This window comes from Agrobacterium sp. 22-3639C2, from assembly GCF_053522105.1.
On record NZ_JBNWDB010000001.1, the window covers coordinates 464,062 to 489,191 of the forward strand.

24 protein-coding genes and 1 tRNA gene are annotated in these 25,130 nt (G+C 57.9%); 7 read left to right on the top strand and 18 right to left on the bottom strand.

The genetic code is table 11. The features are described 5' to 3' along the window. The 4 genes from ACQZ6D_RS02310 to ACQZ6D_RS02325 form a co-directional block, all read right to left on the bottom strand. Complete coding sequence (locus ACQZ6D_RS02310; protein WP_019566277.1) at nucleotides 1-945, bottom strand: ABC transporter permease; 945 nt, start codon at nucleotides 943-945, stop codon at nucleotides 1-3. After that, nucleotides 942-2,435 carry a sugar ABC transporter ATP-binding protein gene (locus tag ACQZ6D_RS02315; protein WP_065702518.1) on the bottom strand — a complete coding sequence of 498 codons (1,494 nt, stop codon included), beginning with the start codon at nucleotides 2,433-2,435 and terminating at the stop codon, nucleotides 942-944. The genes ACQZ6D_RS02310 and ACQZ6D_RS02315 overlap by 4 nt, the downstream gene beginning before the upstream one ends. A 119-nt stretch (nucleotides 2,436-2,554) precedes the next feature. Beyond that, nucleotides 2,555-3,577, bottom strand: a complete 1,023-nt coding sequence (locus ACQZ6D_RS02320) for a substrate-binding domain-containing protein (protein ID WP_003515239.1) — start codon at nucleotides 3,575-3,577, stop codon at nucleotides 2,555-2,557. A gap of 300 nt (nucleotides 3,578-3,877) precedes the next feature. Further along, nucleotides 3,878-4,351 carry a ribonuclease H family protein gene (locus ACQZ6D_RS02325; protein WP_448729594.1) on the bottom strand — a complete coding sequence of 158 codons (474 nt, stop codon included), beginning with the start codon at nucleotides 4,349-4,351 and terminating at the stop codon, nucleotides 3,878-3,880. A 118-nt stretch (nucleotides 4,352-4,469) separates the two neighbouring features. Between ACQZ6D_RS02325 and ACQZ6D_RS02330 the strand changes: the two genes are divergently transcribed. Further along, entirely contained in the window at nucleotides 4,470-4,850 is a 381-nt protein-coding gene (locus ACQZ6D_RS02330) for an RDD family protein (protein WP_003515241.1), read from the top strand. 65 nt (nucleotides 4,851-4,915) lie between these two features. Here ACQZ6D_RS02330 and ACQZ6D_RS02335 read toward each other — a convergent pair whose 3' ends face one another. From ACQZ6D_RS02335 to ACQZ6D_RS02375, 9 genes are all read right to left on the bottom strand, one after another. Beyond that, nucleotides 4,916-5,689, bottom strand: coding sequence for a class I SAM-dependent methyltransferase (locus ACQZ6D_RS02335; RefSeq protein WP_065702516.1), 774 nt, complete (start codon nucleotides 5,687-5,689; stop codon nucleotides 4,916-4,918). A 177-nt stretch (nucleotides 5,690-5,866) separates the two neighbouring features. After that, complete coding sequence (locus ACQZ6D_RS02340; protein ID WP_013636093.1) at nucleotides 5,867-7,648, bottom strand: chloride channel protein; 1,782 nt, start codon at nucleotides 7,646-7,648, stop codon at nucleotides 5,867-5,869. Nucleotides 7,649-7,669: 21 nt separating this feature from the next. After that, nucleotides 7,670-8,500 carry an MBL fold metallo-hydrolase gene (locus ACQZ6D_RS02345; RefSeq protein WP_065702515.1) on the bottom strand — a complete coding sequence of 277 codons (831 nt, stop codon included), beginning with the start codon at nucleotides 8,498-8,500 and terminating at the stop codon, nucleotides 7,670-7,672. Nucleotides 8,501-8,502: 2 nt separating this feature from the next. Next, nucleotides 8,503-9,285, bottom strand: a complete 783-nt coding sequence (locus tag ACQZ6D_RS02350) for a TatD family hydrolase (protein WP_065702555.1) — start codon at nucleotides 9,283-9,285, stop codon at nucleotides 8,503-8,505. Between the two features lie 11 nt (nucleotides 9,286-9,296). Then, nucleotides 9,297-10,847 (bottom strand): methionine--tRNA ligase, encoded by a 1,551-nt coding sequence (metG, locus tag ACQZ6D_RS02355; RefSeq protein WP_003515246.1) that lies wholly within the window; start codon nucleotides 10,845-10,847, stop codon nucleotides 9,297-9,299. 104 nt (nucleotides 10,848-10,951) lie between these two features. Then, on the bottom strand, nucleotides 10,952-11,977 hold the full coding sequence (locus tag ACQZ6D_RS02360; protein WP_038490997.1) for a DNA polymerase III subunit delta': 1,026 nt from the start codon (nucleotides 11,975-11,977) through the stop codon (nucleotides 10,952-10,954). Then, nucleotides 11,970-12,644 carry a dTMP kinase gene (tmk, locus tag ACQZ6D_RS02365; protein ID WP_065702514.1) on the bottom strand — a complete coding sequence of 225 codons (675 nt, stop codon included), beginning with the start codon at nucleotides 12,642-12,644 and terminating at the stop codon, nucleotides 11,970-11,972. Before tmk ends, ACQZ6D_RS02360 begins: the two co-directional genes overlap by 8 nt. A 137-nt stretch (nucleotides 12,645-12,781) precedes the next feature. Next, nucleotides 12,782-13,954 (bottom strand): D-alanyl-D-alanine carboxypeptidase family protein, encoded by a 1,173-nt coding sequence (locus ACQZ6D_RS02370; RefSeq protein WP_003515250.1) that lies wholly within the window; start codon nucleotides 13,952-13,954, stop codon nucleotides 12,782-12,784. 76 nt (nucleotides 13,955-14,030) lie between these two features. Beyond that, nucleotides 14,031-15,119: a septal ring lytic transglycosylase RlpA family protein gene (locus tag ACQZ6D_RS02375; protein ID WP_065702554.1), complete on the bottom strand. Its 1,089-nt coding sequence runs from the start codon at nucleotides 15,117-15,119 to the stop codon at nucleotides 14,031-14,033. Between the two features lie 319 nt (nucleotides 15,120-15,438). Between ACQZ6D_RS02375 and ACQZ6D_RS02380 the strand changes: the two genes are divergently transcribed. Both ACQZ6D_RS02380 and ACQZ6D_RS02385 read left to right on the top strand, forming a co-directional pair. Then, nucleotides 15,439-15,777, top strand: coding sequence for a hypothetical protein (locus ACQZ6D_RS02380; protein WP_065702513.1), 339 nt, complete (start codon nucleotides 15,439-15,441; stop codon nucleotides 15,775-15,777). Nucleotides 15,778-16,061: 284 nt separating this feature from the next. Further along, nucleotides 16,062-17,117 carry an acyltransferase family protein gene (locus ACQZ6D_RS02385; RefSeq protein WP_065702512.1) on the top strand — a complete coding sequence of 352 codons (1,056 nt, stop codon included), beginning with the start codon at nucleotides 16,062-16,064 and terminating at the stop codon, nucleotides 17,115-17,117. Nucleotides 17,118-17,327: 210 nt separating this feature from the next. Here the strand turns inward: ACQZ6D_RS02385 and ACQZ6D_RS02390 are convergent. From ACQZ6D_RS02390 to ACQZ6D_RS02405, 4 genes are all read right to left on the bottom strand, one after another. After that, nucleotides 17,328-17,417, bottom strand: a tRNA-Ser gene (locus ACQZ6D_RS02390). A gap of 88 nt (nucleotides 17,418-17,505) precedes the next feature. Continuing rightward, nucleotides 17,506-17,658, bottom strand: a complete 153-nt coding sequence (locus tag ACQZ6D_RS02395; protein ID WP_034502322.1) for a hypothetical protein — start codon at nucleotides 17,656-17,658, stop codon at nucleotides 17,506-17,508. Nucleotides 17,659-18,001: 343 nt separating this feature from the next. Then, nucleotides 18,002-18,229, bottom strand: coding sequence for a hypothetical protein (locus ACQZ6D_RS02400; protein ID WP_065702511.1), 228 nt, complete (start codon nucleotides 18,227-18,229; stop codon nucleotides 18,002-18,004). Nucleotides 18,230-18,244: 15 nt separating this feature from the next. Continuing rightward, nucleotides 18,245-18,508, bottom strand: coding sequence for a hypothetical protein (locus ACQZ6D_RS02405; protein ID WP_003515255.1), 264 nt, complete (start codon nucleotides 18,506-18,508; stop codon nucleotides 18,245-18,247). 137 nt (nucleotides 18,509-18,645) lie between these two features. Here ACQZ6D_RS02405 and ACQZ6D_RS02410 point away from each other — a divergent pair, with 137 nt between their 5' ends. The 3 genes from ACQZ6D_RS02410 (at nucleotide 18,646) to ACQZ6D_RS02420 (ending at nucleotide 21,364) form a co-directional block, all read left to right on the top strand. After that, nucleotides 18,646-19,356: a hypothetical protein gene (locus ACQZ6D_RS02410; protein WP_065702510.1), complete on the top strand. Its 711-nt coding sequence runs from the start codon at nucleotides 18,646-18,648 to the stop codon at nucleotides 19,354-19,356. Nucleotides 19,357-19,504: 148 nt separating this feature from the next. Beyond that, nucleotides 19,505-21,019, top strand: a complete 1,515-nt coding sequence (locus ACQZ6D_RS02415) for a D-alanyl-D-alanine carboxypeptidase family protein (RefSeq protein ID WP_003515257.1) — start codon at nucleotides 19,505-19,507, stop codon at nucleotides 21,017-21,019. A gap of 84 nt (nucleotides 21,020-21,103) precedes the next feature. Then, entirely contained in the window at nucleotides 21,104-21,364 is a 261-nt protein-coding gene (locus ACQZ6D_RS02420; RefSeq protein ID WP_003515258.1) for a hypothetical protein, read from the top strand. Nucleotides 21,365-21,458: 94 nt separating this feature from the next. Here ACQZ6D_RS02420 and gyrA read toward each other — a convergent pair whose 3' ends face one another. Next, complete coding sequence (gene gyrA, locus ACQZ6D_RS02425) at nucleotides 21,459-24,251, bottom strand: DNA gyrase subunit A (protein ID WP_025593447.1); 2,793 nt, start codon at nucleotides 24,249-24,251, stop codon at nucleotides 21,459-21,461. Nucleotides 24,252-24,468: 217 nt separating this feature from the next. Between gyrA and ACQZ6D_RS02430 the strand changes: the two genes are divergently transcribed. Continuing rightward, nucleotides 24,469-25,098, top strand: coding sequence for a MarC family protein (locus ACQZ6D_RS02430; RefSeq protein WP_065702509.1), 630 nt, complete (start codon nucleotides 24,469-24,471; stop codon nucleotides 25,096-25,098). Nucleotides 25,099-25,130: the final 32 nt, after the last annotated feature.

Here is a 25,130-nt window from a genome sequence, read left to right on the forward strand (position 1 = left end):
TCAACGCCTCGTCACCAGAACGCCGCCGGCAAGTGCCGTCAGCACGATCAACCCCTGCACCAATGTCTGGTACTCGAAGGGCAAGCCCGCAAAGAAAATCACATTGCCGATCATGCCCAGCACCAGCGCGCCGGCGATCGATCCTGTCGAGCTGCCGAAGCCGCCGGAAAGTGCTGTGCCGCCAAGAACGACCGCCGAAATGGAGGAGAGCGCCAGGCTTGCACCGAGCAAGGGGTCGCCGGAGGCGGTCTCGCCCGTCAGGCACAGCGCTGCGAGCGCTGAAAACAGACCGGAAATCATGTAGGCGCCAATGCGAATGCCGGAGAGGCGCAGGCCCGTCTGGAAAGCGCCCGTGCGATTGCCGCCCACGGCCAACAAATGCACGTGAAACGGAATGCGCGACACAACGAGCGTAAAGGCAATACCAGCCAACAGCATCCACAGCACGAAAGGCAAACCGATGAAGCTGCCGGAATAGGTCTGCCAATAGGCTTCGGGCACGGGAAGACCGGCCTGCGGCAGAACCCAGATCGCCAGACCGGCGAAGATGATGCCCGTCGCGAAGGTGGTGACGATGGGCTGGAAACGCAGGCCGGATATGAACAGGCCGTTGACCAGCCCACAGATCAGTCCGACCGCAACACCCGCTCCCATACCTGCAACGACGGCACCTGCCGTTCCGCCAAGTGCAGCGATGACGCTGACGGTAACGACATTGGCGAGCGCTACGATGCTTCCGACCGACAGATCTATATCCCCCGCCAGAATGACATAGGTCTGGCCGATGGCGACCAGGATCAGGGGAAGAAATGTCGTCAGGTTCGACTGCAATACGGCCGGCTGCACGAAAGACGGCTGCAGAAACGTGTTGACGCCGATGAGAACGGCCAGAACCACAAGAGTTATGATCCAGGGTTGCTTGCGCACAAAACCGAGGGAATTCATGCGGCGTCTCCATAGGCGGCGCGGGTCATGTTGACGGATGTCATGTCGGCTCCGGTCAGCTCCGCAGAAATGCGTCCGCCGTTGAACACGAGAATGCGGTCGGCATATTCGAGGATTTCCGCATCTTCCGAGGAATAAAGAAGAATGGTCGCGCCCGCGTCAGCCTGCTGGCGCATCAGCGCGAAGAGATCGGCCTTGGCGCCAAGATCGATACCCTTGGTCGGATCATCGAGCAGCAGCAGTTTCGGCGCGGTGGCAAGCCAGCGGGAAATGAAGATTTTCTGCTGGTTGCCGCCTGAGAGCGTGCCGATAGGCATATCCATGCCGGCAAACTTCGTCTTCATGTCGTCCGCGACCTTCTGCACTCGCGGCTTCAGCGTCGCGGGCCGGACCAGTCTCATCTTTTCGCGCACCATCAGAGCTGCAACAAGATTTTCGAAGATCGACCGGCCCTGAAGCGAGGCATCACGCCCGCGGTCGCCCGATACATAGGCAAAACCGTTATGAACCGCCTGCGAAGGCTTGCCGATGGCGACATCACGGCTCTCGAACTGGATTTGCCCGGCGGCAAAGGGGCTTGCGCCGAACAGGCCCTTCAGCAAGGCCGACTGGCCCTGCCCCTGCAATCCCGCCAAACCGACGATTTCACCCGGATAGGCTTCAAGACTGACACCGCGAACACCCTCGCCCGCAACGTCCGTCACCTTCAGGCTGGGCGCTGCACCTGCGCGTCCCTGCTGGCGGGCAGGCGCGGCGCGGACATCGCCGACCATGTCATGTACCACGGCCTCGCGGGTGGTAGCGGCGGTGTCGAGTTCCGAAATGGTCGCACCGTTACGCATGACGGTGATGCGGTCGCAGACAGCAAAAACCTCATCGAGCCGGTGGGAAATCATGATGGTGGAGATACCGTCCGCCTTCTTGGCTCTGAGTATCTCAAAAAAACGCTCGGACTGGCGGCCATCAAGTGCCGCCGTTGCCTCATCCATGATCATGAGGCTGGCATTCTGGGCGAAAACTTTCAGGATTTCGACGAGCTGGCGCTGATCGGGCGGCAGATTGCCGACGATCGCATCCGGCTCCAGACCGGTGCCGGCAACACCGTCAAACAGCGCGATCAGCCTGCGCACCTCGGCTTTCAGGGCCTTGCTGTCGACAAAAACGCCGCGCTTCGGTTCGCGACCGAGAAAAATATTGTCAGCGACGGAAAGCTGCGGAATGAGGCTTAGCTCCTGATAAAACAGCGCAATGCCGGCATTTTCGGCGTCACGCGGGCTTTTGAAGCGCACGTTTTCGCCCTTGAACCGGATGGTGCCGCTGGTCGGCGCGACCGCACCTGCAACGATCTTGCACAGCGTGCTCTTGCCGCAACCATTCGCACCGAGCAGCGCGTGAATTTCACCGCGACCAACGGTCAGCCTGCCGTCGGAAAGCGCACGCACGGCGCCAAAATTCTTCTGTATGCCGGCCGCTTCCAGAGCGTTCGCCATCGCATGTCCCCGAATTTTACTTGTCATTGTGCTTCGTCACTGGCGGACGCGCGCAATACGCGGTCCACATTCGAATTTCAGGTTTCGGGCTGGCGTTTGCGGCCAGCCCGAGACTGATCTTACTTGAAGAACTCGCCAGCCTGTTCCGGCGTCACGGTTGCCGTGACGGACCAATAGCCCGGCTTACCTTCGGCGGACTTGATGTTGTCCGCGAGGTTGTCGTTGCTGACGAAGGGGATCGGAATATAGATGGCGTTGCCGTAGGTACCGCCGAAAATGCCGTCCTTGAATTCCTTGCCCTGCAGCTTCAGAACCGCAACGTTGAGCGCGCTGGCCATGACACCCGGAGGATTGACGGAGGCGCCGGAGTTGAACTTTTCCTTCTCCCAGCGCGTCATGAAGTCCTTGCGGATTTCACCTGTCGCGGCGATGTCCTTGGTCTTGCCGGCGGCTTCGATTGCGCGCCATGCGCCGTCGGCCATGCCGTCCTGCACCCACACACCGCTGATATCGGGATACGTGGCGAGAAGGTTTTGCATCGCCTGCTGGCCCTGCGCCTGATCCCAGCTCGCATTGGCTTCGTTCAGCACCTTGATATCAGGATATTTCTTGAACACTTCGCGGTAACCGGCGACGCGGGCTTCGTTGGCGGGATTGCCGGCGATACCGTTGATCGCGACGACGCTTCCCTTGCCCTTCAGCGAATCCGCAAGCCACTGTGCGGACTGTGCCGCCCAGGCCTTCTGGTCGATGCCGACATAGATCGCGTCCTTAGAAGACACTTCCGCGTCGGTTGCGATGACGAGAATGTTGCGTGCCTTCGCCTGAGCGAAGATCGGATCAAAGGCAGTCGGGCTGCCCGGATTGATGAGGATCGCATCAACGCCCTGGTTCATGAAATTGCGGATATGGCCGATCTGCCCCTGCACATCGACATTACCGCTCTGAACGACGACTTCGACCTTCACGCCCTTTTCGCCCCACGCCTTTGCGGCAGCCTGAGCTTCCTCGATCATCTGCGTGCGCCACTCGCTGCCGACGAAAGAATTGGAAAGACCGATCTTGAAGCTCTGTTCCTGAGCATGCACGGACGTGCCCGCCGCCAGCACCATAGCGGCAGCAGCCATCAAATGTTTAAACATGAAAATTTGCTCCTCCAAGCACGGTTTTTAACCGATGAAACCGTTTACATGAGGAAATGTAACCGGTTTCATAAATGAGTCAACCCAGCTGGGATTTTTTATGCTCTCGTTGCCACAACGAATTGCCGAGCCTTGGCGGAGAGATGGGACGGCAATTTAAGGAGGAACAGCGGCACCATACTGGCGTGGATTGCAGGGCTGATAACGCCCCAATTTTGTTCATGCACGGACAGCTTGAAGCTCCGCTACTTCAACAAGAACAAGCTGCTGGCGGGCGTCTATAGACCGGTTGGCGTGAGACTAATTGCCCCCATCCACCATCTTGGCACGGGCCAAAGCATCCGCGAGATCGTTCCCGGCTATACCGGAATGTCCCTTGCACCACGCTATCTCGACGTTCGGATTACAAAGGAGCAAACGATCCACATTCTGCCACAGACCGTCATCTGGTATCTGTCGTTTGCGTTTTCGCGAATCTGGATTGATGCGTTTCCACCCGTTGCTCCGCCAGATTTCGCGCCAGCGATGGCAACCTTCCATCACGTGAGCGGAGTCTGTCCAGAGCTTGGCTGGCCGGCCTGGAGCCTGTGCATCGAGCCATAAAAGTGCATTCATGACCGCCATGACTTCAAACGAATTGTTCGTAAGTCCGATTTCCGTTCCTCGCGCAGCATGGATCTGCCGCTCGGTTTCAAACACGATGAACGCCCAGCTTCCCGATAATGCAACGGGGTCGTACGAACCATCCGCGTAGATGACGAGTGGAGCAGTCATGGAGCTCGTTTCCTTGCGTCAAAGGCGCTTGGAAAGAATGACAGCGCTTTCGGGTGTTTTCTGTAGATAGCTTGTACAATCATCTTATTCGAGTCAGATTCACGTCCAGGGATGAAACATGGTCTTCAAACGCATCGTCGCAGGAATAGTCGATCTCATCTTGCTCATCAGTGTGGCGTTTGCACCGACATTCATCGCCGCAGAGTGGCTACCGCAATATATGGACGCTCCAGCGGGGCAACCGCCGACACCTCTGATGGGCGTAACGCTTTTATGGCTGGCATCCGTGTTGTTTTGCTATTTCCCGGCCTTCGAAAGCAGCGCCTTCATGGCAACTCCCGGAAAACTGCTAATGCGATTAAAGGTCGTCCGGCGCACCGGCGAAAGACTGACTTTTACGCAAGCGCTCTATCGCATGGTCTTCGGCCCGCTCGCAATATGGTTTCTGCCCTGGTACCGCGACCATTTCTCGGGTGGTGCTATTGTAAAGGACCGCTGAGTTTGTGGTTGTGTGATTTCACATTCGGCCCCTCACCTTTCCCGTTTCCCATTACCAGTCCCGTTTCAAGGACGGCGGCAGGTCAGGATGAAACGACGGTAGACGAAAGTTCGCAGCCTGTTGCGCAGGTTGGTGTTTTTCCGCTGCGCTCTCGCAATCGGGGCATGTGAGTGCAGTTCGATGCCGGTAAAGCCGGCGGCGATCAGGAGCGGCGTCAGCATCTGCGGGCGCAACCCCTGCCCGAACGGAAGCGCCTTCATGATTGCGGCATGATGGCTGCTTTGGGCACCATCGTAATTCTTGTCGGCCCCCACCGAAAGATCGATGAGCCGGATCAAAAGGCTGGCGAGACGCCCTGCCGGTTTTGGCGTTGCCCAGTCACCATCGAAAAACAAGAGCCGACCGCCCGGACGAAGCAGCCTGAACCACTCGCGGAAGGTCTCCTCAGGCTGCGTCAGTGTCCAGACCAGATGCCTGCAGATGATCGCATCATAGGACGCATCCGGCTCCATGGTGTTTTCGGCATCCGCCATCACGAAACGTAGCCTTGGTTTTCCCGCATGTTTGGCGCGCGCTACGGATAACATCGCTTCTGAAAAGTCGAGTGCCGTGACCTCGTGGCCGAGATCATGAATAAGCCGCGTCACCTCGCCGGTGCCACAGGCCAGTTCAAGGATATGTTTCGGCTCAGATCCCACCAGGTCGCGGATCGGCTTCTGCCATGCATTGGCCTCGGCGCCGGCTGCTATCTTGTGTCCAAAGGCCAGATCGAAAGTCTCTGATCTTTTCGACCAATAATCGCGGATTTCCTCCTTGAGATCGAAGTTGCCGCCATCCATGGTCTATTCCTTTGACTACTCAAATCGCATCCGCTGCGGCGAATGACAGCTTGCTTCACAATGTGATGCCAAGTTAGCCCATGCGACATCACTGGAAAATCACAAGTCTGTTTCCCAAGATATAAACCGCGATAAAACTATTTATTTCAACATATAAGCGCAGTTTCCTGATGTGATTTATAACTCTCCTGATGCCTCCCGGCGCCTTTGCTCGAGCTCTTCGCTATACCGCCTCAGCGTATGGCTTTCCGTCAGCAGGCCCACGGGTCGGTTTTCGATCTTGTCGTTGACGACAACCAGAGCTTCGCTTTCGGTAGCATCGAAGGCTGCCGCCGCCTGACGTGCGTTCATCGCCGGCAGCAGCACGTCGTTCTTGTAATTTAGGTAGGTCTCGAGGCTGATCTTGGAGGGATCGCGATCCATCGGATCGGCGTAGATTTCCGGCACCAGGACCATGCCGGCATAACGCCCGTCGTCATGTGTCATGATAACCCGCTGCGTCGAGCCTAGCGGAAACTTCTCCTTGAAGGCGGGAAGACCCATGCTGACATTGGCCTTGCGAATATCGGCGCGCATCATCTTGCCCACCGTCAGGTCGCGGATCCAGCCGATATCGTGGGCGCTGCGAATGCTTTCGCCCCGCAGATGAAAACGCCAGGTGGCGAAGGAGTAACCGAAGGTGGTGCGTACCACGAGCGATGTCGTGATAACGGCCGCCAGCACCAAAGCCGTGATCTGGAAGTCTCCGGTCAGTTCCAGCGCCAGAAACGTCATCGTCAGAGGACCGCCGATAATGGCGGCGGCAAAAGCACTCATGCCGACCACGGCGTAGACCACGGGTGCTGTCGAGCCATAGCCGATATAGGGTGCGCAGAGTGCGAAAATCTTGCCGACCAGCGAGCCCATGAACAGCGAGGCAAAAAACAGACCGCCGCGGAAATTCGAGCCGATGGAAATCGCGCTCGCCGCAGCCTTCAGCAGGAAAAGCCCGGCCAGCCCGTAAATCGTCAGATCGGCATCGATGTTGAGATGGAGCGCACCGTGGCCGCTCGACAGGACCTGCGGTGAAATCAGCGCAAGTGCGCCCACCGCCACGCCACCGATTGTTGGACGCAGCCAGCCGGGAATGGCGCTTTTGCGGGCCGTTTCCTCGATAAGGGAGACCGTCTGCATCAGCACGATGCCGATAAACGCACATACCACGCCGAGAAAGATGGCCGGTACATAATCCGGCGGCGTCACACGGCTGGCATCATAGATATCGATGGACAGGCCATGTCCGCCGATGAGCCCTGCCACGATGCTGGCCACCAGCGCCGAGACAATGAGCGGCGCGAGTGTCACGACGGTATAGGTGCCGATGATGAGTTCTATGGCATAGAATGCCCCGGTCAGAGGCGCGTTGAAGGCAGCGGCAATGGCACCAGCAGCACCACAGCCGACGAGGATGCGCATGTCTCCTCGTCTCAGCTTTAGCTTGATGCCGATCTTGGAAGCGACACCGCTGGCGATCTGCGTATAGCCTGCCTCAAGCCCGACAGATGCGCCGAAACCGTTTGAGACGATGTTCTGCACGCAGACGATGATGCTGTCCGTCAGCGACAGGCGGCCGCCATGCAGCGCATTTGCCTCGATGGGGTCGACCATTGGCTTTTTGCGGGTTTTCGAAAGAATGAAGAGGATCAGGCCGAGTACGATGCCGCCAATGACTGGCCCGGCAAGCACGATCCAGCCGGAGAGTTCACTGCTGCTCAGCCGCTCGACACCGAAGACCAGCACATGAAGGGCCGTACTCAATCCACCGATCAGCGCCACCAGAAGGCCGGCCGCAATGCCGATGAGGACGGCGAGAGCCACCAGCCCCAGCTCGCCGCGCCGGAACATCGCCCGCAGGCGACTGGAGCGCAGATTGTCGAAGAAGCTCGCCATACTGGGTGCACGGAAAGGCCGGGTCGACATGCTGTTCCTTTTCAGGCGGTATTAGGGCGCTTCAATCTCAAGTTCGACTTCGAAACGCATCTGGTCGTAAGCCGGTTCAACATGATCAGGCGTTTCGCGCATCACCGTGTCATAATCGAGCGGAATGTGCATATGGGTCAAGATCGCCCTTTTGGGTGCAAATCTATCGATCCAGCCGAGCGCCTGTTCGAGCGAGAGATGGCTGGGGTGATAACGGTGCTGCAGCGCATCGATGACGAGGACGTCGAGACCGGCAAGCTTGGGCACGCTTTCGGTCGGAAAATCGCTGACATCGGTGCAATAGGCGACATTGCCAATCCGAAAGCCGAGCGAGTGCACGTCACCATGCTGCTGCATGTGCACGTTGAAAGGTATCGACCCGCCTGCCCCGTCGATGATCAGGGTCGCGTCGATATCGGCGATGATCCGCGGCTCGACGATCGGCGGATAATTGCTGCCCGGAGGCGTTTCCAGGCAATAGGCAAAACCATCCCAGATGCGCGCCATGGTGACTGGATCGGCATAGATCGGAATGCGGCTCTGCTGAATGGCGAAATAGATGCGCAGATCGTCAATACCGTGCAAATGGTCGGCATGGGCATGAGTGTATAGAACCGCATCGACTGCCTCCACTTTGGCGGCAATCATCTGCTCGCGAAAATCAGGCCCGGTGTCGATGACGACGGTGGTCTTACCGCCATCGGGTCCGATCTGCTCCACCATGAAGGCCGCACGAGTACGCCGATTCCTGGGGTTTTCAGGATCGCAGGCGCCCCAGTCGCCGTTGATGCGCGGCACGCCGGGAGACGACGCACATCCGAGAACCGTAAAGCGGCGACGGTAGATTGCCACGCCTACACCCTTGTCATCTTCGAAAAGCAGCGGAAAGCATTCTCGGTGCTGATTTCGGCCATGCGCTCGAACGAGATGCCATGTACCTCGGCCAGCACTTCCGCCGTGTTCACCACATAAGAAGGCTCATTGCGCTTGCCGCGCCAACGCTTGGGCGCGAGATAAGGCGCATCCGTTTCCACCAGCAGACGGTTGAGCGGCACGGTGGCTGCAATATCGCGGATATCCTGCGATTTCGGGAACGTCAGAATGCCGGAAAAGGATACGTAACCGCCAAGTTCGACGCCGGTTTTGGCGAGATCGGGACCTGCGGAAAAGCAATGCAGAATAAAGGGAAAAGCACTCTTGTCGCTTTCTTCACGCAGAATCGCAGCCATGTCCTCATCAGCGCTGCGGCTGTGGATGACGAGCGGAAGCTTGGTTCTCCTTGCCGCCTCGATGTGGCGAACGAGGCCGGTCTTCTGGTCTTCCGGCTTTTGCGTGTCGTAGAAATAATCCAGCCCCGCCTCGCCGATCGCCACGATCTTGTCGTGGCTCTCGGCAAGCCGCACAAGCTCGTCGGCCGAAATGTCGAGTTCTTCGTCGGCATTGTTTGGATGCGTGCCGACCGAGCAGAAAACCGACGGATATTTTTCCGCAATCTTTAGAAGCTCGGGCAGACGGCGCACCCGGGTCGAGATCGTCACCATCTGGGCAACGCCGGAAGCATGGGCGCGGGCGATGATATCGTCGCGCTCAGCCTCGAAATCGGGAAAATCCAGATGGCAATGCGTATCGATCAGCATGGTCGTCGCCTTCACGCTTCCGGTGCGACGTAACGCGGGAAGACCGGCTTCGGTGCCTCAAGCGGCGTTCCCGGAACCAGACGTCCGGCTTCGCCGAGTGCGGCAAAATCCCGTTTGTCGGCAGGGGCAGCAACGAGATCGAGCAGCTTCTCGCAGGATCCCGGCATGAAGGGCTGCAACAGAATGCCGATCTGGCGGACGACTTCCGCCGTCACATAAAGAACGGTGCCCATTCGTTCTGGGTCGGTCTTCTTCAGAGCCCACGGCTCCTGCGACGCGAAATAGCGGTCGGTTTCCGAAACGACGGCGATGATGGCCGCAAGCGCGCGATGGATGAGCTGCTTGCCCATTTCCTCACGGCAGAGTGCCAGAAGCCCGTCGGCGGAGGCGAGCATCGCCTTGTCTTCATCGGTCAACGGCCCGGGCGTCGGGATCTGTCCGTCACAATTCTTGACGATCATCGACAGCGAGCGGCTGGCCAGATTGCCGATGCCATTGGCAAGATCTGCGTTGATGCGGGTGGCGATGCCCTCTTCGCTATAGCTGCCGTCCTGGCCGAAGGAGACTTCGCGCATGAAGAAATAGCGGACCTGATCGAGACCGAAATGGTTGACCAGATTGACCGGATCGACGACGTTACCAAGCGACTTAGACATCTTCTCGCCCTTGTTGAGCAGGAAGCCGTGCGCATAAACCCGCTTGGGCAGCGGCAGCTTGGCGCTCATCAGGAAGGCCGGCCAATAGACCGCGTGGAAGCGAATGATGTCCTTGCCGATGATATGCACGTCGGCCGGCCAATATTTTGCGCGCGGACCGTTCTTGTCTTCGATGTAACCCGTAGCGGTAATGTAGTTGGTCAACGCATCGACCCAGACATACATGACGTGCTTCGGATCATCAGGAACCTTGATGCCCCAGTCGAATGTCGTGCGGGAAATCGACAGGTCCTTGAGGCCGGATTTGACGAAGGAGATGATCTCGTTGCGACGCTCAGCGGGACCGATGAAATCCGGGTTCTCCTCGTAGAGCTTCAGCAGCTTGTCCTGATATTCCGAGAGCTTGAAGAAATAGCTCTCCTCCTCGACCCATTCGACGGGCGTGCCCTGCGGCCCATAGCGAACGCCGTCGGCGCGCACTTCCGTCTCGTCCTCGCCGTAATAGGCCTCGTCGCGCACTGAATACCAGCCGGCATAACTGTCCTTGTAGATGTCGCCGCTGTCGGCCATCAGGTTCCAGATATTGCGCGAGGTCTCGTGGTGACGTTCTTCCGTGGTGCGGATGAAATCGTCGTTCGAGGCGTTGAGCAGCTTGCCCATCTCGCGGAACTGGTCGGAATTGCGCTGCGCCAGCTCTTCCGGCGAAATGCCTTCCGCCCGCGCTGTCTGCTGCATCTTCTGGCCGTGTTCGTCGGTGCCGGTCAGGAAGAAAACATCCATTCCGTCCAGGCGCTGAAAGCGTGCCATGGCATCCGTCGCAATCAGTTCGTAGGCATGGCCGATATGCGGCTTGCCGTTAGGATAGGAGATTGCGGTGGTGATGTAGAAGGGTGTCTTGTCTGTCATGACGGTCTATCGACTTTACAGGCTGTTTTTTGGATAGACCGCTCTTAAACGATTGTTCGCAACAGCGAAAGCAAAAGCGTACGTCCCGTTCGATCTCTTGGGTCTCACACGCCGCGAACATCTTCCAGAATGGAAAGCACCATCTGCTTCTTGTCGAGATTATAGGCCTGCGCCACGGTAATGCGTTCCGAAAGCGTCGACGAAAGGCGCGCATGTTTCTCTGCCGCCGCGATATCACCGGCCATCGCCGCCGCTCTCGCACGCGCCATCAACTCCTCCGTCACGTGCTCCATGAAGAAGCCGAGAACGATATCGCCATCCTTCTGTGCCAGAACTTCGGCAAGCTTGTGCATCTGCTTGCGTGCACCGGGCCCTTCGGCCGTCATGACGGAGGCGAGCGCCTCCACAATGTCGGAGCCGCCGTAATTCATCAGTTTTAACGCCTGCGCGACGCTGCCCTTGGAGGCGGAAAGCAACGCATCCCGCTTTTCGCCAGCCGGGCTGATACCGAGATGATCGAGCGACTGCACCATATCCGCATCCGAAAGCGGCAGCAGCCGGAGCGGCATGCAGCGCGAGCGGATGGTCGGCAGCAATTTGCCCGGCGCATGCGACAAAACGAGGAACATCGCCCGCTTTGGCGGCTCTTCCAGTATTTTCAGAATGGCGTTTGCGGCATTGCGATTGAGATCGTCAGCCGGATCGATGATGACGATACGCCAATTGCCGGTGCCCGAGGTCTGCGAGAAGAAGTGCCCTGCCCGCCGCACCTCATCCACCGTGATGGCGGATTTCACGCGGCCGGTCTTTTCATCCGCCGGGCGGGTCAGATGCAGCAGATTATGCGACGCACCCGACGTTATCTGCCGGCTGACAAGCGATTCCGTATCGGGATCGGCCAGGAAATCCGGTGCTGTGGCTGGATCGGGATGGGTAAGTACGTGGTTGGCGAAACGGAAAGCGAGTGTTGCCTTACCAATGCCTTCAGGGCCTTCGATCAGGATCGCATGGTGGCCCTTGCCGGAGCGATAGGACTGCGCAAGAAACGCCTCCGCTTCGCCATGGCCGAAAAGCTTCGTGTTCTGCTGCGGCGCAATTGCGCCGTCGAGAACGCCCTGAACCTCACTCATGCGCCGTGCCCGCCGCAGTCTCCAGCCGCTCGAGCAAAGGCTCGACAAATGACATGACGTCTTCCGTCACCTTGTCTTCCGGCTGATCGGCATTGACGATCCGACAACGACGCGGCTCGGCAAGCGCAATATCCAGATAGGCTTCACGCCGCTTCTCGTGGGTCTCGATTTGCTCTTTTTCGAAACGGTCCGGTGCGGCACCCTCATCCGCACGCTTTCTGGCCCGGGCAAGGCCCTTTTCGGCGGCGATATCGAAGATCAACGTCAGTTCCGGTACAACGCCATCAATAGCAACGCGTTGCAGCGTCTCGATGAAATCCGGCTCCAGATTGCCGGTCGTACCCTGATAGACACGTGAGGAGTCAAGAAACCGGTCACAAAGCACGATTGCGCCACGTTCCAGTGCCGGGCGAATGACCTCCTCGACATGGTCGTTGCGCGCTGCCGCAAACAGGATTGCCTCCATGCGCACGCCGAAGGATTCGGCAGCACCCGACAGCAGAACATGGCGAACGGCCTCCGCCCCCGGCGAACCACCCGGCTCACGGGTTACGATCACATCGAAACCACGGTCGCGAAGCGCCTCGGCAAGCGTGCGAATCTGCGTCGACTTGCCAGCGCCTTCGCCGCCCTCGAAGCTGATGAACAATCCGGTCTTTTCGTCCAATGTCACGTCCTGTGAGGAATTCTCAGAAATATCGAAATGCCTGTTTACAGCATCGAACCGAAAAGTGTGAAGCGCTTTTCAGAAAATCCGATGTCTGAACAAAAGCATAGGGAAAGTTGCGGCTTGCGGGATAGGCATCAGAGCCAGAACAGCAGCAATTCCTTGAGCGCCCCGGCTGCATTCTGCGTCAACGTGCCCTTGCCGACTGCCGTTCTCGTGTAAAGCGGCACTTCCCGCAACAGCCTTTCGCCCGAAAAAACCTTGAGTGTGCCGACATTCGCACCAGTGTCGAGCGGTGCATTGAGCGGCCAGCGATAGACGATCCGCCCGGAAATACGCTCGGGATTATTGACCGGTACCAGCACGCTGACATCTTCCCGGGGCGACAGGTCTATATGCGAGACATCGCCACCGTAGACGCTGACCGAACCTACAGCTTCGTCCTTTGCAAAAAGATGGCGTTTTTCGAAGGCCGTCAGCCCCCAGTCAACCACCCGGCGTGCTTCGTCCTGGCGCGTCTTGTCGTCGGCGATGCCGCCAAGCGCCAGATAGACCCGGCGCCCTTCCCGCTCGGCCGAAACGACAGCTGCGAAACCGCTGCCTTCCGCAAAACCAAGCCCGAGACCGTCTATGCCGTTACCCAGCAGAGAGTTCTTGTTGCGCTGGAAAATCCGGTTCCATTCGAAATCCGGCTTGGTGAAAAGCCCATAGCGATCGGGATAGGTATCGCGCAGATGCTGGGCGAGAAGCACCATATCCTTCGCGGTCGTCTGGTTGCCCGGATCGGGAAGACCCGTCGAATTGGCAAAGACACTGCGGTTCATGCCGAGTTCGCCGGCTCTCACCGTCATGCGCTTGGCGAAAGCGGAGTCGGACCCTGCCATGCCTTCGGCGACAATGATGCAGCCATCATTCGCGTTCTGCACAATAATTCCAGTCAGAAGATCGTTGACGCTGACGGAAGATTTCAGCGCTGCAAACATGGTCGAGGTCCGCGACGGCGCACCACCCGTGCGCCAGGCATATTCAGAAACGGGATAAGCTGTCTCGGGCGTTACCTGCCCTTTGGCCAGCGCATCCAGCATCACCTCAACAGTCATCAGCTTGGCAAGCGAAGCGGGCGGAAAGGATTGATTTTCATTCTGGGAAAGCAGCACCGTGCCGGTTTCGGCATCGATCATATAGGCCTGTTCGGCCTTGGCGATGAAAGGTGCTGTTTGCGTTTGCGCTTGCGCCGGACCGTTACCAAAAAACGCAAATGCGAGCGCTGCCGCGACCGGGAGAAAAGAACGATGAATGGCCTTGTGCATGAAACCGCCCAGCTTTCCCTGCCGCAACCCGCCGCTCGCGACGAAAACGCAAGTCAGCCATAAACTCTTCAACCCGTCAGCGCGTCTTCGCCTGCTGACGCTTCGCATGGGCAAGTATGGAATCCTCGTTGAGCGCTCCGCGATCGACGAGCACGCTGTCGAACGCACGTGAGGTTCTCGAAACCGCAGAGGACTCCTCGGAATAAGCCGCTGCATATTTGGACGACGGCGTTGGCACGCGCAGATAGTTGCCGCCAGGTGCTGCCGGCTCACGCGTGAAATTGCCTTCCGGGCGTTCCGCCAGGAACGGACCGATTTCCGGCAGGATTGCAAATTGTTCGAAGGCCGGTGCGGGGCCGTTGACCAGCGGCATGGCCTGGAGCGCTGCATTCTTTTTGGTACCAACCAGCGCCGTCTGCGTCGAAGCACCGTAATTCGGGTTTGATGTCGGGGCCGGCACGAAATTCGGCGAAGCCGAAGCCACCATGACACCAGTCGCGATCTGCCCTTCCGGCGCAACACCCGGAGAACGAGAGCCCTTCGGAACATAGGACGCCATCAGATAAGGCATGTCGTGCCCATCAAGCGGCGCGCGGCCTGCATATTGCACCCGCACATTCGCCGTTCCAGTGCCCTTCATGTCGAGAAGATCTGCGGTCTTGCTGGAAACGTCGATCAGGCGACCTTCATGGAAGGGTCCGCGATCGTTGACGCGCACCAGAACCGATGCACCGTTTTCCATATTGGTGATGCGCGCATAGCTCGGTAGGGGAAATGTCGGATGCGCAGCGGAAAGATGTTCCTTGTCATAGACCTCGCCATTTGCCGTCAGGCGGCCGTGGAAGGCGGAACCATACCAGGAGGCAAGACCGGTCTTGTTGTAACCCGGCTCTTCCTTCGGAAAATAACGTCGGCCCTTGACGGTATATGCATTGCCGAGAAGCTCACGCCCGCCGCCCTTGGGAATGTTCTGGCCGTCGGCCACGCGCGGGCTGGCTTTGACGCCATATTCCGATTCGGAGAAATATTCCTTGCTGCGCTTCTGCTTCGGTTTGGTCTCAGAGGTGGTGGAACACGAGGCTGTCGCGGCGCAAAGCACGGAAATTGCAAGCCACTTCACGCCCGATCTGGCGTTGATGCCGAGTTTCTTGACCGTAGATTTCAAATCGTCTGCCCCACGCTGCTTGCAGGCTCGGAGAACCGCACCCTCATTTGCCTCGATGCATGCCCCTGCCATCGAAGCACCTAACAGTCGCTTAATCTTGTGCATAACGTGGCAAAAATGCGAACGACTTCTGCAAATTCGATAAAATTGTAATGAACGTGGTTAACGATTTATGTCTTTTCCGCAGCGCGGGAAGCCCGACGCGCCTGTAAACGCGCGGTCTCGAGATGTCTCCTGCTCAAGGAACAAACGAAGCCCGACCGCGTTTTCCCCTCGCAAACACACGAGCTTCCGCCGGTTTTCGGCTGAGTGAGGGAACATGATCAAGTCAATGAAAACCGCCGGCCTGGCACTCGGCATCGCGTTGGTGTCCATTGCCGCGCCTATTCACGCAAGTGCGCAGGACATGGAGCTGCGGATCGGCCCCGACGGCGTTCGCCCGGTTATACGTGATCGCGACCGCGACATGGACCGACGAGGACCTCCGCGCATGCGTGGCTGCGGCGAACGCGAAGCCCGCGCCGCCGCCCGCGAGGCAGGCCTGCGCGACCCCGAAATCGTGCGCGTCACCCCCGGTCGCGTCGTCGTCCAAGGCTTCACCCGCCGAGGACCGGAGCGCATCACATTCGCGAACGAACGCGGCTGTCCAGAACTCTAATACATTAATCAACGGAACCCGCCGACAGGCGGGTTTCTTCATTTCGGTGATACAAGAAATTTCCAAGCTAAAAGCACCACGCGTCGCTAACGCTGCCGGTTCTGTTGATTTCAAACTGTCTGTTTGGAATTTATGGCAGATAGGGTGTCTGTCACGTTTAAGCCCCTACCGCGTTGAAATCGTCCATGCGAAGAATATTGCGATGCGATCAAGCGCCTAGTGAAAGATGTTGACCCGTAAGAAAATGCTGATTTAATATATTACTTATATTTGAGGTAATTATTATGTCAGCACTTAGATTTTTGGTTTCATTGTATATTGTTGTCTATCACATGCTGGTGGTTTCACCGTGGGATTTGCGGGTGGTCTCTCCAATTTTCCACAAAGGCTGGATCGGAACCGACTTCTTTATAATCTTGTCGGGTTTCATCATAGCAATAGCATATAAAGAAAAACTCCAATCGAAAAAACTTTCTCCCGGTGATTTCATGAGGGGTCGATTACTTCGCTTGTGGCCACCACACGCAATAATCATGATGCTCTTTCTATGTTACTTTCTGCTCACAAAGGCGGCTGGATTTACAACTAACGACCCTTCATTTTTTGCGCCCTCCGCATTCGTGTCGCAACTATTCCTGACTAATAGTTTTATTTTTACGGATCAGGCTTGGAACGTACCCACGTGGACGCTGTCTGCACTCTTAGTCTGCTACGCGATCTATGCCTTTTCCATTCCCTATTTCCCAAAGGTTGGCAGTCCGCACCATATCTTGGTGGGAGCTACTTTTTGGTTGTCTGCAGCGGCGATCGTCGTTTTTGTTTTATTAGGAAAGTCGATTGCGCACTTACATGAGCACTTGGCTCTTGTTCGCGCCATACCGCTTTTTTTCTACGGGGCGATATTAGGCCATTTTTCACTGGCGATTGGATCGCTGCACATAAAAAATCGGGGCACGCGCGCCATTTTCTTGGTAATCTTTGCGTTAATCGTCGCGCATTCATCGTCAGGAGCCATAGCAGACACTATCATCTTGCTGCTGACGTCGGGGCTAGTGTTACTATGTTCTGATCTACGCAGTGGGAGGCTCATGCATGCCCTCGGGCGTCTATCTTTCGCAATCTATTTGCTGCACGTTCCGATGATCTACGTCTATTTCCCAATCATCAGAAGAATTGCTGGTCTAGATAGGACGGATGGCGCGTACTTAACGCTTTGGCTGACTTTCCCCCTGATAGTCGTTGCCGCGGCTTATGTCTTCGAGAGATTTGTCGAGCGGCCTTTGGCCAAGCGTCTCAAGCCGGCGGCACAGGAGCATCGGACAATAAGTGCCACCGCTTAGGCCACACGTAGCGATGTCGATCGACAACGGGTGGAACTGTGACAATATCGCGAAATGAGGATGCCATCTCAGACCGCAAGCAGTCCCTTCGGCGGCAATCCCTCAGTGATAAGCACGCGCTGGACGATAAGAGGATCGTGGTCGCAGGGTTTGGAACCTGCTGCGACGGGAGCCGCGCAAGGGCCAATGAGAACATATGCGAAACAAAAGTGGCAGATGGGGTGGGATTCGAACCCACGGTACGCTCTCACGCACGCCGGTTTTCAAGACCGGTTCCTTAAACCACTCGGACACCCATCCATCGGTGGTGAGGCTTTATAGCGTTTTGAAAAAGGCCGTCAATCCCGATGGCGCACGCGCGCACAGCCTCTTCGCATCCGTCAGCAACTCATTGTCCTTGTGTCGTTGCCGGCGGCAGCAGAGACCCCTCGCCCGAAGGAAGTGCCGGACTTTGCTGAGGCGAGTGGAATAGCGCCAGACTCAGCACGATTGCCACAAGCACCAATAAAAGCGCCACGAAGAAGATTCCGGATTTATCCATGCGTCTGCTCATGTCCCGTTATGTTAGGCGCGAATATGTGCAATTCGAGGCAATCGAAGAATAAAACGACCTCCTGTCAAGTTGCCTGACAGATTTGGACAGTTGATATTCCTAAATTCTTCCTGCTTGAGCAAATTTTATGCGTCGGCGTACTGTTTGGGACGGAAGTGGCCTATCGCGTCAGTAATATTGTCATTTATATAGCCGCATCGCTCCCGGGCATTGCCCAACTTTCCCCGAGCGATCAACCTGCCCCGCCCGTTTGCGGGGCTTTTTTCTTTTATACTACCGAAAAACTGCGACCGTCGGATAAAGGCTGGGGGTGAGTTACCTGCTTTATGGTTTAGACACCGATGCTCGGTCCGCCATCGCCGTGCCGAAAACCGCCCCGGAAAATATCCTCGAAAAGGTTCAGCAGCGCCGGCGGCAACGTGTCGGACAGCTCTAGTATGATCTCGTTGGCGCGATTGTAGGAATAGATGGCGCAAAGTGTCAGCACCAGCAGCATGATCCACGGCCAGATTGGCTTGCGCCTAGGCGGCGCCCCATTGGGTTGTTGCGGTACAGTCATCCCGGCACCTTCCGTTCAGGCCTTGACGCGCGGTTCGCCTCCCGGCGCATAGGCGGTTTTTTGCAGGAAACGGAATATGTTACCGCACTGACCGCAGCGGATCATGAATTCCGTTGGATCGACCGAGGCACGCTCGGTGCGGAAGCCACGCGGCATTTCATCAACGCGAAAATCAAGGTTACGGCGGTCTTTCTCATCCGATTCCGACACCTCGGCAAAACCCTGATGACCGCATTTGGAACATTCGAGTTTCCGGGAATATCTGTCGCGCGCTGCCATATGCCGTCCTTTGCTTGCACCCTATCAAGTAGCAGCGGCAAAACAGCATTTCAATGGCGATCGCCGCAGGTTAAAGCTTTGCCCGTCTGTTTTCAGTGTGGAAAACGCGTCCAGTGGCAAGAACAAGTCGGAAGCTCATGCACAACGAAGCCCCCCTGCTTTCATCCTCCCTGATACGGCGCGCAATCATCATTGCCGTCATTATTATATGCTTTGTTGCTGCCCTCAATATCGGCGTTAAATGGTACGGCGAGCGGATCCTTCAGGCGGGCCACACGACAGCAACCGACGCGGTGGAGATCACAATCGGCAATGACCGGCTGAAACTTGCGAAAAACACGCTGCGTGTACCTTCCGACCGCCATGATGGAGAGCGAGAGCGGGCCGATCTTTATCTCACCTGGCCGGATCTCAAGGGATATGAAGACTCCAATCGCGCTGTTTTCGATGATCCGGCGCAGGCAGCAGGGCTTATTTTCATCCAGCTATCGCAAAGCACGATGTCTGAGGACATGTCCGGCCGTTTCGGGCCGATCTATGCCCGGTTGACGGAAGGAGAGCCTGTGCCGCTGAAACACGGCCTCACACTGCACCGCCTGCGTGCCGACGCAGGTTACGGCAAGGAAGTCATATTGACCGGGCAGCGAGAGGGCGAAAGCGACTATGTCGTGCGCTGCCTTCTGCCGCAAACCCAGCAGGCGTCGACGGGCAGCGACTGCCAGAGGGATATCCACGCCGGCCAGGACCTCAGCCTGTTCTACCGATTCTCCGCAACCTTGCTGCCACAATGGAAAGAACTCGACGCAGGCGTGAAACGCTACATCGAGCAGCGCCTCGTAAAAGACTGAAATCCGTGAAAAGGCGTGAGACAGATTGCGCCCGAAAAGTCGCATTTTATGGAGCGTGGATACCTTTCATAAACCACTTGGTAACGCCATCCCGATAAAGTTTCTTCCCGGAGCACTCGGGCGGGGCGCGTCCGAGCGGAACAGAAATATGCGATTGAAGAGTTCAGCAGTGTTGAAAAGTCTATTTGGGGCAGATTCGCGCAAAGCGGGTGCGACGTCTTTGGTAAGGTTCGTTGCGTTGACCCTTGCTGCGGCGTTCATAACCGCAACATCCGTTGGCACCGCACAGGCGGACCCGAAATATGCGGGCATCGTCATTGATGCCAAGACCGGCAAGGTTCTCTATGGCGAGGATCCGGATGGCCTGCGCTATCCTGCCTCGCTGACGAAGATGATGACGCTTTATCTTACGTTCGAGGCGCTCAATTCCGGGCGCATTTCGCTCGATTCCAAGGTGCCGGTTTCGGCCAACGCCGCCAAGGAGCCTCCTTCCAAGCTCGGCGTGCGCGCCGGCGGCAGCATCACAGTCGAGCAGGCAATTCTTGCGCTCGTCACCCGTTCCGCCAACGACATGGCCACCGCACTCGGTGAATATATCGGCGGCTCCGAAGACCGTTTTGCCAGAATGATGACCGCCAAGGCCCGTGCGCTCGGCATGACCCGCACGACCTATCGTAACGCCAACGGCCTGCCTAACACGGCGCAGATGACGACGGCGCGTGACCAGGCACGCCTTGGCATCGCCCTTCGCCAGCATTTCCCGCAATATTACGGCTACTTCTCCACGCGCACCTTCAATTTCGGCAAGCAGGTCATCGGCAACCACAATCGTCTAGTGGGAACCGTGCGCGGCGTAGATGGCATCAAGACCGGTTATACCCGTGCTGCCGGAAGCAATCTTGCAACATCGGCACAGCTAGACGGTCGCTCCATCGTCGCCGTCGTTCTTGGCGGCCGCTCGAGCGCTGCCCGTGACGCGACCATGCGCAAGCTTGTTGCGACCTACCTGCCGCAGGCCTCCCGCAGCGGCAACAGCAACCTGATTGCGCAGACGAGATCGGCACCTGTCGAAGAGCCGGTCGCTGTGGCTGTTGCTGCTCCACCTGTGGCAGTCGCGGCTCCGTCCGCAGCTGTCGCTGCGACAGATTCCGGCCTGCCGCATGCCGGCCCCGTACCGCAGACCCGTTACGAGGACGCGCCGGTTACCGCCTTTGCAGGCTCCTCTTCCAATGCGGCCGTAAAGGCCATGGAAGCCGCCACCTGGCAGAAGGGCAAGGATCCTATTTCTCAGGTAGCCGTCGCGCCTGACCGCAAGTTGATTACCAACTCGACCAAGGTGGACAATATCGTCACCGCGTCCACGCCGGCATCTGTACCCTCCACCCCTTCCGTTTCGGCAAAGGCTGAAGCTCCGCAGGGCGGTTGGGTGATCCAGATTGGCGCATCGCCGGATGAAAACTCGGCACGTGGCCTGTTGCAGAATGCGCAGGAAAAAGGCGGCGCCGCCCTTCGGTCCGCAAAACCCTTCACGGTGGCCTTCAGCAGAGAAGGCTCCCAGGTATACCGCGCCCGCTTCGGCGGCTTCGACGGCCAGGCCGCCGCGGTAAATGCATGCAATGCATTGAAAAAGAAAGGCGTCAGCTGCTGGGCGTCACTCCAGTAATCGACGTTCGCGCAGGCGGTGGCTTATTTGTTGAAACATCGCCTGTCTCCTCGAATTGTGTAATGTGTAGCGAGGCTTTCCAAGATGGCAGTTAACGAGAACTATTCGGACATTGCGTCTGGCAACGGGCAAGGCAGTCTGTCGGTTCTGCATCCCATTCACGAGGCGGCAATGCGCATTGCCGATCTCGGTCTTAACCGCTCCAAGGCAAAGACGCGTGATCTCGTCAGCCTGCTTCTGTCGCACGGCGCCCGCGCCTGGCGTGCCAATCAGCCGGAAGCCAATATCCACCTTCATGTCGGCCGCCGCTCCGGGCGTGCACCGGTCCATATCCGGATCCGCTGACAAACCGAACATAACCGGACGAGACAAAGAAAAACCCCGCGGAGCCTGTGCACCGCGGGGTTTTTGTTGATTGACGATGAAGAAACGAGGCGGCTTACGCCTCGCTCTCCGGTGCCTCTGGCGTATCCGGCAGAGTGTCTGCCACATCTTCGCCATTGCCGTTTTCCGCCTCTTCGTCGCCTTCAGGCTCGTTGATACGTTCCACGGAAACCACCTTCTCATCCTTGGCGGTGGAGAAGATCGTCACGCCCTTGGTGGCGCGGCTTGCGATACGGATGCCGTTTACCGGCACACGGATCAGCTGGCCGCCATCGGAAACCAGCATGATCTGGTCGCCTTCATCCACCGGGAAAGCCGCAACGAGTTCGCCGATTTCCGTCGTCTTCGAGGTATCGGTGGCGCGGATGCCCTTGCCGCCACGACCCGATGTGCGGAAGTCGTAAGACGAAGAACGCTTGCCGTAGCCTTTTTCAGAGACGGTCAGCACGAATTCTTCGCGTGCCTTCAGTTCCTGATAACGCTCTTCGCTGAGTTCGCCTTCTTCCGCGACTTCCTCACCAACCAGTGCGATATCTTCCTCATCGACCCCGGCGGCACGCCGCTCGGTGGCCGAACGCTTGAGGTAGGCCGCACGCTCCCACGGTTCAGCTTCCACATGGCCCACAATGGTCATGGAGATGATGCGGTCGCCATCGGCCATGTTGATGCCGCGCACGCCAACCGAGTTGCGGCCGGCAAAGACGCGGACATCGTCCACCGGGAAGCGGATGCACTGGCCGAGTGCCGTCGTCAGCAATACGTCATCCTGGTCGGTACAGGTTTCGACGGAGAGGATTTCATCGCCCTCCTCCTCCAGCTTCATGGCGATCTTGCCGTTGCGGTTGACCTGCACGAAATCGCCGAGCTTGTTGCGGCGAACCGTGCCGCGCGTCGTCGAGAACATCACATCGAGCGTTTCCCAGGTCGTTTCGTCCTCGGGCAACGGCATGATGGTGGTGATGCGCTCGCCGGGTTCCAGCGGCAGCATGTTGATGAGGGCCTTGCCCTTCGACTGCGGCGTACCGATCGGAAGGCGCCAGACCTTTTCCTTGTACACGATGCCGCGCGAGGAGAAGAACAGCACCGGCGTATGGGTATTGGCGACAAAGAGACGGTTGACGAAATCTTCGTCGCGCGTCGCCATGCCGGAACGGCCCTTGCCGCCGCGACGCTGTGCCCGGTAGGTGGTCAGCGGCACGCGCTTGATGTAGCCGAGATGCGAAACGGTGACGACCATATCTTCGCGGGAGATGAGGTCTTCATCATCCATGTCAGGACCGCCTTCGACGATCTCGGATCGGCGTGGCGTGCCGAACTCGTCGCGAATGGCAATAAGCTCATCCTTGACGATCTGCATGATGCGCAGCCGTGAAGACAGGATTTCGAGATATTCGCTGATTTCCGCGCCGATCTTGTTCAGCTCGTCGCCGATTTCGTCGCGGCCAAGCGCCGTCAGGCGGGCAAGGCGCAATTCGAGAATGGCGCGTGCCTGCTCTTCGGAGAGATTGTAGGTGCCGTCTTCATTGATGCGGTGGCGCGGATCGTCGATGAGACGGATCAGGCTTTCCACATCCTGCGCCGGCCAGCGCCGCGTCATCAGCTCCTCACGGGCCGAAGCCGGATCGGGAGCATGACGAATGACGCGGATGACTTCGTCGATATTGGCAACCGAGATCGCCAGACCGACCAACACATGCGCGCGGTCGCGCGCCTTGCGCAGCAGATACTTGGTGCGGCGGCTGACGACATCCTCACGGAAGGACACGAAGGCGCGCAGCATGTCCAGCAACGTCATCTGTTCAGGCTTGCCGCCGTTCAGCGCCACCATGTTGCAGCCGAAGGAGGTCTGCAGCGGCGTGTAGCGATAGATCTGGTTCAGGATGACTTCGGCATTGGCGTCGCGCTTCAGCTCGACGACGACGCGATAACCCTGGCGGTCGGACTCGTCGCGCAGATCGGAAATACCCTCGATGCGCTTTTCCTTGACCAGTTCGGCCATCTTCTCGATCATCGTCGCCTTGTTCACCTGATAGGGAACCTCAGTGATGATGATCTGCTCGCGGTCGCCGCGCATCGGCTCGATGGTTGCACGGCCGCGCATGATGACCGATCCGCGACCCGTCTCATAGGCAGAGCGAATACCGGAACGGCCCATGATGAGCGCGCCGGTCGGGAAGTCCGGGCCAGGAATGATCTGCATCAGTTCAAGCAGCTCGATCGCCGGATTGTCGATGAGGGCGATACAGCCGTCGATGACTTCGGAAAGATTGTGCGGCGGAATGTTCGTCGCCATGCCGACGGCGATGCCGCCCGCCCCGTTGACCAGAAGGTTCGGGAATTTCGCGGGAATGACGACCGGCTCATGCAAGGTGCCGTCATAGTTATCGCGGAAATCCACCGTTTCCTTGTCGAGATCGTCGAGAAGCGAATGCGCTGCCTTTTCGAGACGGCACTCGGTGTAACGTTCGGCCGCCGGCGGATCGCCGTCGATGGAGCCGAAGTTACCCTGTCCGTCGATCAGCGGCAGGCGCAGAGACCAGTCCTGCGCCATGCGCGCCAGCGCATCGTAAATCGCCGCATTGCCGTGCGGATGGAATTTACCCATCACGTCACCGGTGACGCGGGCGCATTTGACGTATTTCTTGTTCCAGTCGATGCCGAGTTCGGACATGCCGTAAAGAATACGGCGATGAACCGGCTTCAGACCGTCACGGACATCGGGAAGCGCGCGGGAAACGATAACGCTCATGGCGTAATCGAGATAGGACCGCTGCATTTCCTCAATGATGGAAATCGGTTCAATGCCTGGCGGAAGTTTTCCGCCGCCGGGGGGGCTCTGGTCAGTCAAAACGGATCACATTCTCTGTTAAGAATCGGATGGATTTTTATAGCGGAAACAGCCACGTTAAGCCAATTTCCCGGCGAGTTTTGAACAGTCTTTTGCGTCATTTGCAAGACATACCCCGCTTTTCGCCATTTAGGTTGGCAAAAGCGACGCCGCTCCCTTTCAAAGCGAGTACGACTTGCGTAGGCTCCGGCCTAAAAACAAAACAGGTGGGGAAAGAATGGCCAGCAGCGAAACGCTCATCAACGCGCTTACAACACTTCTGGTCACGCTCGATCCGCCCGGTCTCGCGCCCGTATTTCTCGCACTCACGGTTGGAGTGACGCGCGACCAGCGCGCCCAGGTGGCCCTGCGCGGTTCGATCATCGCCTTCGGCATTCTCGCCATCTTCGCCCTGTTCGGTCTCACCATCCTCAACCTTCTCGGCATTTCGCTGGGTGCCTTTCGCATCGCCGGTGGCCTGCTGCTGTTCTGGATTTCCTTCGAGATGATTTTCGAGAAACGCCAGGAGCGCAAGGAAAAGACCTCGGAGATCGCCATCACAAAGGACCATCTGCATAATCTGGCGGTCTTTCCGCTCGCCTTGCCGTTGATCGCCGGGCCTGGCGCCATTTCCGCGACCGTGCTCCTGGCGGGAACGATGAAGACGACGCTCGAAATGGTCGTGCTTATTCTCATCCTCGCCTTCGCCATGGCCCTCGTCTACGCCACCCTGATCGTCTCGGAACGCATGGACCGTTTTCTCGGCAATACCGGCCGCGCGATCCTGACAAGGCTGCTCGGCGTCCTTCTTGCCGCGCTTTCCGTGCAGTTCGTAGTGGACGGCATAAAATCGGCCTTCGCATTCTGACGACCATCGGTTCACAACAAAATGCCGCAACC